The organism is Sphaerisporangium sp. NPDC051011 (assembly GCF_040653595.1).
GTDB lineage: Bacteria > Actinomycetota > Actinomycetes > Streptosporangiales > Streptosporangiaceae > Sphaerisporangium.
Map to the genome: position 1 here is coordinate 232,535 of NZ_JBFAGG010000008.1, position 13,284 is coordinate 245,818.

The 13,284-nt window shown below is 70.4% G+C and carries 12 protein-coding genes; 2 read left to right on the forward strand and 10 right to left on the reverse strand.

What is annotated here, in order from left to right; translation table 11 throughout:
• Nucleotides 1–827: 827 nt before the first annotated feature.
• The 8 genes from AB0H21_RS20360 to xylA form a co-directional block, all read right to left on the reverse strand.
• The gene (locus AB0H21_RS20360) at nt 828–1,229 is read right to left on the reverse strand and encodes a hypothetical protein (RefSeq protein WP_358518547.1); all 402 of its coding nucleotides are present in this window, start codon (nt 1,227–1,229) and stop codon (nt 828–830) included.
• A gap of 217 nt (nt 1,230–1,446) precedes the next feature.
• Nucleotides 1,447–3,330 (reverse strand): LamG-like jellyroll fold domain-containing protein, encoded by a 1,884-nt coding sequence (locus AB0H21_RS20365; RefSeq protein ID WP_358518549.1) that lies wholly within the window; start codon nt 3,328–3,330, stop codon nt 1,447–1,449.
• Nucleotides 3,331–3,435: 105 nt separating this feature from the next.
• On the reverse strand, nt 3,436–3,801 hold the full coding sequence (locus AB0H21_RS20370; protein ID WP_358518551.1) for a DUF742 domain-containing protein: 366 nt from the start codon (nt 3,799–3,801) through the stop codon (nt 3,436–3,438).
• Nucleotides 3,802–3,933: 132 nt separating this feature from the next.
• Nucleotides 3,934–4,323 (reverse strand): roadblock/LC7 domain-containing protein, encoded by a 390-nt coding sequence (locus tag AB0H21_RS20375; protein WP_358518553.1) that lies wholly within the window; start codon nt 4,321–4,323, stop codon nt 3,934–3,936.
• 1 nt (nt 4,324) lies between these two features.
• On the reverse strand, nt 4,325–6,511 hold the full coding sequence (locus tag AB0H21_RS20380; protein WP_358518556.1) for a nitrate- and nitrite sensing domain-containing protein: 2,187 nt from the start codon (nt 6,509–6,511) through the stop codon (nt 4,325–4,327).
• A gap of 124 nt (nt 6,512–6,635) precedes the next feature.
• On the reverse strand, nt 6,636–7,316 hold the full coding sequence (locus AB0H21_RS20385) for a DUF998 domain-containing protein (RefSeq protein ID WP_358518558.1): 681 nt from the start codon (nt 7,314–7,316) through the stop codon (nt 6,636–6,638).
• A 174-nt stretch (nt 7,317–7,490) separates the two neighbouring features.
• Nucleotides 7,491–8,861, reverse strand: a complete 1,371-nt coding sequence (xylB, locus tag AB0H21_RS20390; protein ID WP_358518561.1) for a xylulokinase — start codon at nt 8,859–8,861, stop codon at nt 7,491–7,493.
• Nucleotides 8,858–10,009: a xylose isomerase gene (xylA, locus tag AB0H21_RS20395; protein ID WP_358518563.1), complete on the reverse strand. Its 1,152-nt coding sequence runs from the start codon at nt 10,007–10,009 to the stop codon at nt 8,858–8,860. Before xylA ends, xylB begins: the two co-directional genes overlap by 4 nt.
• Nucleotides 10,010–10,142: 133 nt before the next feature.
• Here xylA and AB0H21_RS20400 point away from each other — a divergent pair, with 133 nt between their 5' ends.
• Both AB0H21_RS20400 and AB0H21_RS20405 read left to right on the forward strand, forming a co-directional pair.
• Entirely contained in the window at nt 10,143–11,321 is a 1,179-nt protein-coding gene (locus tag AB0H21_RS20400; RefSeq protein WP_358518566.1) for an ROK family transcriptional regulator, read from the forward strand.
• Between the two features lie 59 nt (nt 11,322–11,380).
• Nucleotides 11,381–11,893, forward strand: a complete 513-nt coding sequence (locus tag AB0H21_RS20405; protein ID WP_358518569.1) for a VOC family protein — start codon at nt 11,381–11,383, stop codon at nt 11,891–11,893.
• A 19-nt stretch (nt 11,894–11,912) separates the two neighbouring features.
• Here the strand turns inward: AB0H21_RS20405 and AB0H21_RS20410 are convergent, their stop codons facing one another.
• Together AB0H21_RS20410 and AB0H21_RS20415 are read right to left on the reverse strand one after the other, a co-directional pair.
• The gene (locus tag AB0H21_RS20410; protein ID WP_358519023.1) at nt 11,913–12,110 is read right to left on the reverse strand and encodes an STAS domain-containing protein; all 198 of its coding nucleotides are present in this window, start codon (nt 12,108–12,110) and stop codon (nt 11,913–11,915) included.
• Between the two features lie 120 nt (nt 12,111–12,230).
• Nucleotides 12,231–13,211: a zinc-binding dehydrogenase gene (locus tag AB0H21_RS20415; protein ID WP_358518572.1), complete on the reverse strand. Its 981-nt coding sequence runs from the start codon at nt 13,209–13,211 to the stop codon at nt 12,231–12,233.
• Nucleotides 13,212–13,284 lie beyond the last annotated feature (73 nt).

Here is a 13,284-nt window from a genome sequence, read left to right on the forward strand (position 1 = left end):
GTCCGGGCTTTGTCTACCGACCCTCCGCAGACGAACGTCTGCCTGCCGATGTGATCGCCCACGATGGGGGGGCGACCCTGTAGGTTCCACATTTGACTGGGAGACGTACTCGTGCGGCATCAGGAGAGCCGATCGGAACGGTGAACGTGACCGCTGGTCACCTCAAGCGTCGACCGAGCCGACCCCTCTGGTGGATGATCAGGGCTATGAGAGTCCTCGTGTTCGGCGGAACACGCTACGTTGGCAGGGTCTTCGTGGAACACGCCCTCGCCCTCGGCCATCAGGTGATGACATTCAACCGCGGCCTAACCGGAGTGGAACCGTTCGAGGCGACAGGGAGGCCGAAGCCGAACTCCAGACTCTGGCAGCCAACCGAGAGTGGGACTGGGTAATCGCCACCAGTGGCTACGTAGCCAATCCACCCCAGCGAGACAAGAAGGGCGGACTTCAGTGGCAAGAGCTATCAAGGAACGCCGGAATGGCAAAAGAGCCGCTATTGCAGTCCTTGTCTACCTGGCAATACTGCTAGCAGTTGGCATTACTTCTCTACTCGCACTGCTCTCCGGAAAAGACTCCGTATCGTTATGGCCAATGCTGATAGTCGCGCCTCTGGGTTTATTTCCAGTTATCCTGTTCAGGCAAATCTCCTTTGAAGGCTTCGCGACTGGATCTACATGGGCACTACCCACAGCCCTCTGGGGGATTATTCTGTCATTTGGACTCTTGCAAGCGTATCTGTTGTGGATCATCTTCCGTGGCCCGAGGGTGGAATAGCTCAGCCCTTGTGTTTCTCGGCTTGCTTGGCCGAATTTCCTATGGCAACCATGTCAGGAAGGCCGGAGGTCGCCTGTTCGCAGGTCTGAAAGACCCAGGAGGGTCGCGCTGTCGTCGTCGGTTACGCCGGCGCGACGAAGTAGCGTCGCCATCTCAGCGGCGGCTCGGCGAAGGTGTGCGCGTTCTTCTTGGTAGGAATGGAGAAGGTCCTGCGGCACCCCCGGTAGCTCGTACACGTATTCCACGGAAATCGGGACATCGGTTGGAAGGTCGAGGATGAAGTGCTTGACCGCTTCGACCTCCTCGAAGAGTTCCGCGAGCGTACGAGCGCTCACCCCGGAACGGATGGGAGCATCGGTGGGATCGGCACCCCACACGATGATCTTCGTGTCGAGCGTCTCCTCAAGAGTGACGCGGAACTTCAGGTGGTTAGTGGTCGGCACCGTCGAGGTCATCGCAGCCAGCCCTCTCCGAACACGTGCACCAGGTCGCGTTCACGGTTGGAAGGTAGTGACCAGGCGTTGGCTCGTCTTGGATACCGGAGGTTGGGGCTCCTACGGAACATCGTTCGGTCTCGAGGTGGCGGGTTTGCGCTCGTGGCGGTGCGGGGCCATGCGTGCGTAGCAGCGGAAAAGGGGCCGGCTGGGATGCCGGCCCCCTTTTCAGGGTTTGTTACTTGTAGGTGGTCAGGAATTCAGTGGGCTTCAGCGGGCGGGAGGAGATGCGGACGTCGCCGATCCAGCCGTAGAAGCCCTGGCCGAACTTCTGGGCGAACTGGGTGGCGCCGATGACGAAGGGCTTGCCGAGGGTGGCGATGCCCGTCGACGGCTGGGTGGGATTGCGGGCGATCTTGGATCCGTTCACGTACATCACCGTCGCCTGGCCGTTGTTGACCACCGCGAGGTGCATCCACTCCCCCGTGGGCACGGCGTGGCTCCAGGAGGTGGGGCTCGCGTCCTGTACGTCCGGGTAGACGACGTACTGCACGAAGCGTTCGGGGGACAGGTTCAGGCTGCAGGTGGGTTCGTCCCGGGACCAGCCGTTGGTCTTACCGGCGTCGCCGTTACGGCCTTCCCAGCTCAGGATGCCCATCCAGGCGTGGTCGCCCTGGAAGGGAGCGGGCAGCTTGACGAACGCCTCGATCGTGTAGCCGGAGCGGAACTTCATGCTGTTGACGGGGGCGCCGGCCACGGCCTCGAGAATCGCGCCCCGGTCGGGGTTCTTGCCGCCGTCGAAACGCAGGCTCGCGTGCGCGGGCTGTCCGGTGTGGTGCTCGGACGACCAGGTCAGCACGCCGGGTGCGCTCGAGTTCAGCCGCTGGACGACCAGGTCGTTGCCCTGACCGGTGAGATCGCGGACGACAGTGCCGGGAGCGATCGGGCTCCCCGCCGTTCCGGCTCCGGGAATCCCTGCCGCGTCGAAGCGCCAGTACGCCACGGTTCCCCGGGGCGTGACGGCGCTCGCCGGGCGCGGCGCGGGGAGCACCACGGGCGCGAATCCCTGGAAGCGCGCCTCGAAGTCGATCTCGACGCTGAAGCGGTCGACCGGGCCGGTGAGCTCCAGGGTCTCGGCCTCCAGAGGAGTCCGCCGCTGCGGATCGCGGGCGAGGAACCACGGCGAGAACGTCTCGACGTCGATGACCTTGCGGACGAGGTCGAAGTGGTACAGGCGGATCATGCCCGCACCGCCGTAGTAGCGGTCCTGGTAGTTCGTGATGTGGGCGTGGACATCGTTCCCGGCGTCGTTCTTCAGGGTCGTGCGGCCGGGCGGCCAGAAGTGGCCGTTGAGCGTGAGGAAGATCTGGTCGTTCTTGCGGATGAACCGGTCCCACAACTGCTTCCCGTAGCCGGAGAGGGACGCCTTGCCGCTCTCGTCGGCCGCGACCAGTTCATGGGTGGTGAGGATGACCGGGAGCGTGCGATGGGCGTCGAGGACGCTCTGCGCCCACTGCAACCCCTTGTCCGACAGCCTCCAGTCGAGGGCGAGGATCAGCCACGGACGGCCGCCCGCCTTGATGACGTGGTAGCTGTTGTAGCCGTCCGGAGACGCGCCGCCGAACGTCGGTGACTTGGCGAAGCGCTGCGGCCCGAAGACGCGCAGGTAGGGCGAGTCTCCGCGCTGGTCGTCCGAGTGGACGTCATGGTTCCCGGCGAGGATGCTGTACGGCATCTTCTTGTCGATGGCGCGGAACGTCTTGTCCGCGAGATCGAGTTCCTGGTCGGTGCCGTGCTCGGTGACATCGCCGAGATGCGTCATGAACGCGATGTTCGCGTCCTCTCGCTCCGCGACCAGATACTTGAACGTCCCCAGCAGGGGCGTGGGATCGGCGCTGTCCGCGTCGAAAAGGTACTGGGTGTCCGGCATCACCGCCAACGCGAAACGGGGGCTCTGCTCGTCGAAGCGCCCCTCGCCTCGCTCGCCGTCGCCGCCGTCGCGGTCGGCGCTCGCCGGAGAGGCGCCCATCGTCGCCGCGATGGCGCCGACGGCGGGGGTGGTCAGTGCGGCCTGAAGCAGCGCACGACGCCCGACGCCGCGCTGCTCGCCTACGGGTTCCATTCTGTCTCCAACCAACCGCTTCCAAGGTAACGGCTGGACCGTAACGGGCGAGCGTGGCCACGCAGGGACCTGAACCTGAACGGCAGGCGCGGCCGGACGAAAGAGTTACAGCGCCTGGAGACCCTTGAGCACCTCGTGGAGGAGGGCGGCGTCGGGGATCTTGTCCATGGCCGGGGGGCGGACGGTGATGAGGTTCCGGGATTGGAGGTCGGAGAGAAGGAGGCGGGTCACGGCGAGAGGGAGGTTCAGGTCGGAGGCGAGGTCGGCGACGCGCCTGGCCCTGCGGACCAGGTGGAGCAGGCGAAGGTGCTCGGGGCCGAGGTCGGTTCCGGCGGGGGGCTCGTCCGTAGTGGTGGAGACGATGAGCGCGAGCAGGTCGAAGGACGACGCGGGGGGTGGTGTGCGGCCTCGGGTCAGGGCGTACGGGCGCAGGACGGGGCCGTCGTCGATCCACTGCGGTTCTTCCGTCACCGGGCGCTCCCCGAGTGCGTGCCGGTCCACTCCCGTACTTCCATCACCTGGCGCCCCCGGTGCATACCGCTGCTCTGGCGTACTTCGCTCATCTGATGTCCCTCGGACGCGTGACGGGGCGCCTTGGTTGTCTCATCGTGTGGCGCCTCTCGGGTGCGTGGTGAGGTGGCGGCCCGTTTTGGTGACCAGGTGGGCCATTTCGTAGGCGATGACGCCGGCGTTCGCGTGCATCGTGCTGAGGACGGCGAGGCAGCTCCCGTCGCCGGCGGAGGTGACGAAGAGGAGGGCCGACTCCATCTCGACGATGGTCTGGCGGACGGCGCCGCCGTCGAAGCGCAGGGCGGCGCCCTTGGCCAGGCTCTGGAAGCCGGCGGCGACGGCGGAGAGGTGTTCGGCGTCCTCGCGGAGCAGCCCTCCCGAGGCGGCGACGCGCAGCCCGTCGGTGGACAGGACGATCGCGTGGCGGACGTCCGCCACGCGAGTCACGAAGTCGTCCAGCAGCCAGTTCAGCTCCGTCGACATGTCACCCTTCCTCGCCACCGCGCTCGCCGTCGGCCCGGCCTCGTCGCCAGCCCGACTGGAGGGAGTTCAGCAGCGCCCTGGTCTCTTCTGGTGATCGTTTCTCGGTCTTCCCGGGCATGGCGTCGTTCGGCCGCGCCTGGTCGGGTACGTCCGCCCTACCGGAACCCGGCTGTTCCTGGGCGAGCTGCGGAGCGAGGGAGGCGTTGCGGACCCGCCGGGGCAGCCCTCCTGTGGGCGAGGTGCCGGTGGGCCGCTTCGAGGACTCCGGGGGTCCCTCCGAGGAGGCCGCCTCGCCGTCGCCGTGCTGCGTGATCAGGGACTCGGGGAGGAGGACGATCGCCGTCGTCCCGCCGTACGGGGAGCCTCGCAGCTCGACGTGGATGTCGTGGCGTGCGGCGAGCCGGCCGACGACGTGCAGGCCGAGGCGTTCGGTCTCGGCGGGGTCGAACTCGGGCGGGCTGGAGAGCCTGCGGTTCAGCGCCTCCTGGTCCTCCTCGGACATGCCGAGCCCGCGGTCCTCGATCTCGATGGCGAGGCCGCGGGCGACGAGCTCGCCGCGTACGGACACCTCGGTGGTGGGCGGGGAGAACACGGTGGCGTTCTCGATGATCTCGGCGCACAGGTGGATGACGTCGGCGGCGGCGGCGCGGGCGATGGTGACGTCCGGCACGGGGTGGACGCGGACCCGCGTGTAGTCCTCGACCTCGGAGACGGCTGCGCGTACGGCGTCCACAGCGGGGACGTCCTCGCGGTAGATGCGGCCGGGCGTGCCGCCGGACAGGATGACCAGCCCCTCGGCGTGCCGGCGCATGCGGGTGGTGAGGTGGTCGACGCGGAACAGGTCGCGCAGGGTGTCGGGGTCCTCGACGTCGCGTTGCAGGCCGTCGAGCAGCTTGAGCTGGGCCTGGAGCAGCGACTGGTTGCGCCGCGCGAGGTTGCGCAGCGTGCGCCCCGAGGCGTCGCGGATGCGGGCCTGCTCGGCGGCGCTGACCACGGCGGTCCACTGAAGCGTGCCGAACGCGGCGCCGACGTCGCGCACCTCGGTGGTGGTGGAGCGGACGGTGAAGGGCGGCGCCTCCTCGTCCACGTCGACGGTCTCGCCGCGCCGCAGGCGTTCGAGCAGGCGCGGCAGCCGTACGCTCGCCAGGTCGGTGGCGGAGGCGCGCAGTTCGGCGAGTTCCCTGGTCAGGCCGCGTCCCACGCGGATGGCGACGACGAGCGAGGCGACGACGGCGATCAGTCCGAGCACGCCGGCGAGCCCGGCCTGGACGAGCGTCCCGAGGGCCATGGGCCGGGCGGCGGAGACGAGCGTGCCGCTGGCCCAGGTGATGGTGTTCTGGTACGAGCCTTCGAGCTCGTCGGCGACGCCCCGCCACAGGGAGTGGGGGAAGCGGAGCCCGGTGCCGGCCAGGAGCGTGTCCTCCATGACCTCGAACCTTTTGTACCCCTTGGACGCGGCGAGCTCGTCGAAGGCGGCGCGGACGTCGTCCGGCAGGTCGGGCAGCCCCTGGTCGAAGAGGAACCGGCGGTTGGCGGTGAGCTGGGCGAACAGCCGCTGCTCGGCGGGCGACAGCTCTCTGCCGGCGACGAGCGCCCCGGCGACGAGCGCGCGCTCGCGTGCCAGGAAGTCCTTGGAGTAGGCGATCGAGATGAGCCCGCGCGAGTGCTGGTAGAGGGAGACGTCGTTGATGCGGCTCATGGCGTTGACGAGCTTCTGCATGGCGTCGGGGAAGCGCGCGAACTCGCGGGTGAGCGTGACCTGGTCGATGGAGCCGATGTCGACGGACGAGCGGGTGGTGTCGACGTGGTCCAGCGCGGCGATGGCGTCGGCGAATCCGGTGCGCATCGCGGGGGTGGTGAGGTCGGCCTGGGCCTCCTGGTTGAGCGAGAGGCGGCGCATGCGTTCGCGGTACTCGTCGGTGCGCTGCCGCTGCGCGATCAACGCGTCACGGTTGCGCTGGGAGCGGGCGCCGAGGTACTCGGCGGAGATGACGTGCTCGCGTTGCAGGGCGGTGGTGAGCTCGTCCCCGGGCCCGCCGATGTGCTCGTAGAGGGCGGCGACCGACAGCAGGTTGTCGGACTCTCTGGTGGTGACGCTGGCCCCGAAGATCCACAGGGCGGCGAGGGAGAGCAGCGGGATCACGAGCGATGCGGTGATCTTGAAGCGGACGGACCTGCTCGATGCCATGGCACCTCATCGGTCGGCGGGGTGCCGTGATGGACCGGCAGCCGAGGGGTGAAGATCGCCGATGAGACTAGCATTGTGACAGGCGCTCGTCTTGATACATTTGTGATATTGGTCGCTTCGGTGGCTAGTGTCGGCTTAGCACCGCAGTAGCCCGACTTGTACTTCTTGTAGCGGTTTCCAGGGCACTCCTGGTGGCGGCTTCCAAGGCGCTCCTCGTCGCGGTATCCAAGGCGCTCCTCGTCGCGGCATCCAGGGTCCCCGCCGCGGCGCGCTCCGGCCAGGCCGTCCGCGCCAGGTGGACGAGCGGGACGGCCAGCACCGCGACGTCGATCCCGAAGAGCACCCATTCCACCAGGCCGATCACGACCTCGTGACCGGGAAGCGTCACGTAGATCAGCACGGCGAGCGCGCCGCCCGCGCCGAGCGCCAACCACTCCAGCGGCCGGGCCGCCGCCCGCCAGCGCGCGTCCTCGCCGAACCGGCGGGCCATCAGCCCCGAGGCCCCCGCCAGGCACATCAGCGCGGCCACCACCAGGACGTCGGCCACCGCGGTGCCCGCCATGACGGCCGCGCCGGTCAGCGCGCCCGCCCATCCGAGCATCAGGCGCTCGGGCCACCCCGAGACGGGCGCCCGGACCGCCCGCATCCCGGCGACGAGCGCCAGGGCCGACAATCCGAACAACGCCAGCGCGATCGTGGTGTACCCGTCCCGGTCCAGCGCCGCGTACCGGCCGATCGTCAGGTCGATCTTGCCGGACGGGGCGCCGAACTGGCCGGCCGCCAGCATGACGGACCCGACCACCATGCCGGTACCGGCTATGAGTGGATAAAGCCTTCTGAGGGGCAGCATGCATCCAGACTGACTCGAAACGATCGCCGTCAACATCCGGTGCCACCCCTGATTCGACCCCTGAGGCGGTCCGGGTCCGCCTCAGGGTCGCGAGCTCACAGGGTCGTCGAACCTCGTCGAACAGGGCACTCAGACGGCGGCCGCCTCCACGTACCGCGCGCGCACCTCGGGCACCGGGTCCGCCATGAACGTCTCGGCCGTCCCGGCGGCCCACGTGGGCGGTTCCGCAGAGCCGGACAGCAGCCAGGCGGCCTGCCGCGCCGCGCCGTCCGCGACGTACTCCCCCGGCTGGGGCACCAGGACGGGACGCCCGAACACCGACGGCGCGATCCGGCGCACCGCCTCCGACCTGGCCCCGCCGCCGATCAGCAGCACGCGGGCGGGGTCGAGCCCGAGCGCGTCCAGCGCGTCGGCCAGCCCGCACAGCATGCCCTCGACCGCCGCGCGGGCGAAGTGGGCCGGGGTGGAGTTGTCCAGGCGCAGCCCGTGCACCGAGCCGGTGGCGTCGGGCAGGTTCGGCGTCCGCTCCCCTTCGAGGTAGGGGACGAGCACGAGGCCGTCCGCGCCCGCGGGGGGGCTCAGCGCGAGGTCGGACAGCTCCGCCGAGGTCACGCCGAGCACGTTGGCCACCGCGTCGAGCACGCGGGCGGCGTTCAGCGTGCACACCAGCGGGAGGAACCGCCCGGTCGCGTCCGCGAAGCCCGCCACCGCGCCGGACTCGTCGTGGGACGGCGTCTCGGCGACCGCGAAGGCCGTCCCCGAGGTGCCGATCGACACGACGACGTCGCCGGGCAGGGCACCGACCCCGAGGGCCGCGGCCATGTTGTCCCCGGTGCCCGGTGCCAGCCGCACGCCGCCCGCCTCGCCCGCCTGGCCCGTGGGCTCCAGGACGCGCGGGACGATCGGGGCGTTGCCAGCGGCGAGCTTGAGCAGGTCGGAGCGGTAGGTGCCGGTCGCGGGCGACCAGTAGCCGGTGCCCGAGGCGTCGCCGCGGTCGGTGGTGATCGCGCCGATGCCCGGCGCCCCGGCCAGGCGCCAGGTCAGCCAGTCGTGTGGCAGGCACACCGCCGCCGTCCGGGCCACGTTATCCGGTTCGTGCTCGGCGAGCCAGCGCAGCTTGGTGACGGTGAACGACGCCACCGGGACGCTGCCGACCGCCTCGGCCCAGGCCCGGGGCCCGCCCAGCTCCGTCACCAGGTCGGCTGCGGCGCGGGCGGAGCGGGTGTCGTTCCACAGCAGCGCGTCCCGGACGACCTCGCCGTGCTCGTCGAGGCAGACCATGCCGTGCTGTTGCGCGCCGACGGACAGCGCCGCGACGTCCCCGAGGCCGCCCGCGCCGGCGATCGCCTCCTGGAGGGCGTTCCACCAGTGCTCCGGGGCGACCTCGGTGCCGGGCGGGTGGGAGGCGCGGCCCTCGCGGACCAGCGCCCCCGTCTCGGCGTCCCTGACGACGACCTTGCAGCTCTGCGTCGAGGAGTCGACACCCGCGACCAGGGTCATCCCCGGACCCCCAGGATGTGTTCGAGGGCGAGCTGGTTGAGCCGGGTGAAGTGGAAGCCGCGCTCGGCCGCCTCGTCCAGGTCGAACGGCTCGTTGATCAGGTCGTCGATGCTCTCACCGGCGGCGAGGGTCGGCAGGGACAGCTCGGGCACGCGGGACGCGGCCAGCGCCTCCTGGACCTCGGGGTCGGCGCGGAAGGCGGCGGACTTGGCCTTGAGGATGTTGTACGTGCGCATGTTCGCGGCGGCCGACACCCAGACGTCCTCGGCGTCCTCGGTGCGCAGCGGCTTGTAGTCGAAGTGGCGCGGGCCGTCGTAGCCGCCGTTCTCCAGCAGGTCGACCAGGAAGAACGCGCTCTTGGTGTCGCCGTGGCCGAAGACGAGGTCCTGGTCGTACTTCGGGCCGTGCTGTCCGTTGAGGTCGAGGTGGAACAGCTTGCCGTGGAACAGGGCCTGGGCGATGCCGTGGACGAAGTTGAGCCCGGCCATCTGCTCGTGCCCGACCTCGGGGTTGAGGCCGACCATCTCAGGGTGCTCCAGCTCGCCGATCAGCGCGAGCGCGTGGCCGATCGTGGGCAGCAGGATGTCGCCGCGCGGCTCGTTCGGCTTGGGCTCCAGGGCGAACCTGATGTCGTAGCCCTTGTCGATCACGTAGGCGCACAGGATGTCCATGGCCTCCTTGTAGCGCTCGAGGGCGGCCCTGACGTCCTTGGCGGCATCGGACTCGGCGCCCTCGCGCCCGCCCCAGCAGACGTAGGTCTTCGCGCCGAGCTCGGCGGCGAGGTCGACGTTGCGGATGACCTTGCGGATCGCATAACGGCGGACGTCGCGGTCGTTGCTGGTGAACCCGCCGTCCTTGAACACCGGGTGGGTGAAGAGGTTCGTCGTCGCCATGGGAACCTTGAGGCCGGTGTCGGCCAGGGCCTGCTTGAAGCTCTGGACGGCCTTGTCCCGGTCGGACTCGGTGGCGAGGAGGTCGTCGTCATGGAAGGTCACGCCATAGGCGCCGAGCTCGGCGAGGCGGTGCACCGACTCCACCGGGTCGAGCGGGGCGCGCGTGGCGTCACCGAAGGGGTCCCGGGCCTGCCAGCCGACCGTCCACAGACCGAACGTGAACTTGTCTTCCTTCTTGGGTGCGTACGCGTCCACCGCTTGTGTCTCCCGATTTAGTCTATGTTATGGACTAAATATCGGCCGGTAATCGAAGCTGGTCAAGAGGGACACGTCCACGAGTTCACCCGAAGGGGCTGGGCGCTGTGATCCGAACCCGGAAGATCCCCTGATGGCACCCGCCGTACGCCACGACGCGATGCGCGCCGGGAACCTGGCCGTGGTGCTCGGCGAGCTGGACCGCCACGGCCCGCTGACCCGTGCCGCGCTGGCCGAGAACACCGGCCTGACCAAGACGACGGTGTCGAAGCTCGTCGGCGACCTCATCGAGGCGGGCATGGCGGTCGAGTCCGGCGCGGTGCGCGATGGCGAGCGCGGGCGGCCGGGCGTCGCGGTGCGTCTGAGCGGGCACCGCGTCGCCGCGCTCGGGCTGGAGATCAACGTCGACTACCTCGCCGCGTGCGTCGTCGATCTCAGCCGGTCGGTGCGCGTCCTGCGTACACAGGCTGTGGACAACCGGGCGGCGTCCCCGCAGGACGTGATCGCGCGGCTGGGCGGCCTCGGCACCGCCATGCTGGGCGAGGCCGCCGCGCTCGGACTGACCGTCGCGGGCTGCGTCGTCGCCCTGCCCGGACCCGTCGACCGCCTCACCGGCAGCGTCCACCGCGCGCCCAACCTCGGCTGGAAGGACGTCGCGGTCACCGGCGCGCTCGCGCTGCCGGTCCCGGTGCTGGTGGACAACGAGGCGAACCTCGCCGCGCTCGGCGAGCTGTGGTTCGGGTCCGGCGCCGCGCTCGGCGACTTCCTGCACGTCTCGGGGGAGATCGGCATCGGCGCCGGCCTGGTGGTCGACGGCGCGCTGTTCCGGGGCGCGCACGGGTTCGCGGGCGAGCTCGGCCACGTCGTCGTCTCGCCGGACGGGCCCGCCTGCCGGTGCGGCGGCACCGGCTGCCTGGAGCGGTATGCCGGCCAGGACGCGTTGGTGCCGCCAGGACAGGGAATCAACGACTTGGTGAGGCGCCTCCAGGCGGGCGACCCCGCGGCTGCGGAGGCCTGCGCGCGGGCGGGGGCGGCGCTCGGCGTCGCGCTCACCACCGCCGTGAACCTGGTGGACCCGGACACGATCGTGCTCGGCGGCATCTTCGCGCCGCTGTTCCCGTGGGTGTCGGGGCCGGCGGCGGAGGCGATGCGCGCGCGGCTCGGGCAGATGCGCGACCACGTCCCCACGCTGGCCGTCTCGCGGGTGGGCGGCGACGCGGCGACGCTGGGGGCCGCCGGTCAGGTGATCCAGCGGGTGATCGCCGACCCCGGCGCCTATCTGGACCTCGCCGCCGGGGACACCCTTGGTTGAACTCTCAAGTGTCCCGGGTTAGAGTTTAGTTGAGAGTTCAACGATTTCGGGAGGCTGCCATGCCCGTCCACCGTCTCAACCACGCCGTCCTGTACGTGCGCGACGTCGAGCGCAGCGTGGCGTTCTACCAGGAGGCGCTCGGCTTCCGCGTCGTCATGGGCTTCACCGGCGCCGCCTTCCTGCAGGCGCCGGGCTCCAACAACGACCACGACCTCGGCCTGTTCCAGATCGGCCCGGCCGCGAGGCCCTCGGAGGCCGGGCGGGCGACCGTCGGCCTGTACCACCTGGCCTGGGAGGTCGACACCCTCGACGACCTGGACAAGATCGCCGCCAAGCTGCGCGACCTCGGCGCGCTCGTCGGCGCGTCCGACCACTCCACCACCAAGGCCCTGTACGCCAAGGACCCCGACGGGCTGGAGTTCGAGGTCTCCTGGCTGGTCCCGGCGTCCCTCATCACCGAGGAGACGATCGCCGGGCGCAGCAGCATCCGGCCGCTCGACATCGCCCGCGAGAAGGAGCGCTACGGCGCGGACACCCGGGGCGGGGTCGGCATCTCCATCGGCGTCGCCTGACCTCTCCGGAACCGCGGGCTCACAGCTCGGAGAGTTCGTTCACGGCCTCATCGAGGGTCTCCCGCGGCTCCAGATGACGTTCCAGGCCGCTGATGCGCATCCGCCGCCGCAGGTGGACCGGCACGGCGGCCAGGAGCAGCCGTCCCTTGGCCGAGGTGACCTGGTCGAACGCGTACACCAGGGCGCCCAGCCCGGCGGAACGGTAGCTTTTCGGCAGATCTGTGCCGCTATACCCACGTCCGTCCCGAACGGCGGACGGCGTGGGCGCGCACGTCGCCGAGCCTGTCGTACCCCGGACCCCGGCCCGTGGTGGGCAGGCCGACCCCGATGGCGAGGGTCATCGGGCCTCCGTGGTGGTGAGCAGCGTCTTGCCGAGGGTGGCGCGGGCCTCGATGGCGGCGTGGGCGTCGGCGGCCCGCTCCAGCGGGAACGTCTGGCCGATGACGGGACGCAGGCGGCCCGCGGCGGCCTCGGCGAGCGCCGCCTCGGCCATGGCCTTGACGTCGGCGGGCGAGGAGTAGAACTGGCCGCCGGTGAGCAGCACGATGCCCCGCCAGAACACCTCGGCGATCGTCGCGTGCGTGAGACTTCCCCCGGCGGCGCCGAACATGAGGAACCTGCCGCCCCGGGCGAGCGACTCGAACGCCGTACGCCCGATGGCCCCGCCCACGCCGTCGAACGCGACCCGCACGCCCGCGTCGCCCGCGGCCTCGCGGACGCGCGCGCCCCAGCCGTCCTCGGTGTAGTTCACGGTCGCCTCGGCGCCCAGCCCGGCGGCCAGGTCGAGCTTGCGCGGCGAGCTCGCCGCGGCGATCACCCGGGCGCCCGCGTTGACGGCGAGCTGGACGAGCAGGCTGCCGACGCCCCCGGCCGCCGACTCCACCAGCACCCACTCGCCCGGCTGGACCGCCGCCGCGCGCATGACGCCCATCGCGGTGCGGCCGTCCGCCAGCAGGGCCACCGCGTCGGCGAGCTCCAGGCCCGGCGGCACGGGGATGAGGCCGCCGGTGTCCGCCGCGACGCGTTCGGCGTACCCGCCGGAGCCCTTCAGGGACGTCACGACCCGCGCGCCCACGAGCGCGGGGTCGGCGCCCGGCCCGGCCTCCACGACCGTGCCGCCCACCCCGTTGCCGGGGATGATCGGCAGCGGCGGCAGCGGGACCGGCGCGGAACCGGACCTGACCTGCGTCTCGACGAACGGGATGCCGATCACGGCGACCTCGATCACGACCTGGCCGGGGCCGGGACGCGGGTCGGGGGCCTCACCGGGCACGAGCGTGTCGGGACCGCCGAACTCCCGCAGCCATACGGCGCGCATGCCGGCTCCTCTCTATCGGAGTGATTCGCTCCGGAACAACATATCGGAGCGATCCGCTCCGATAGCAATAGAC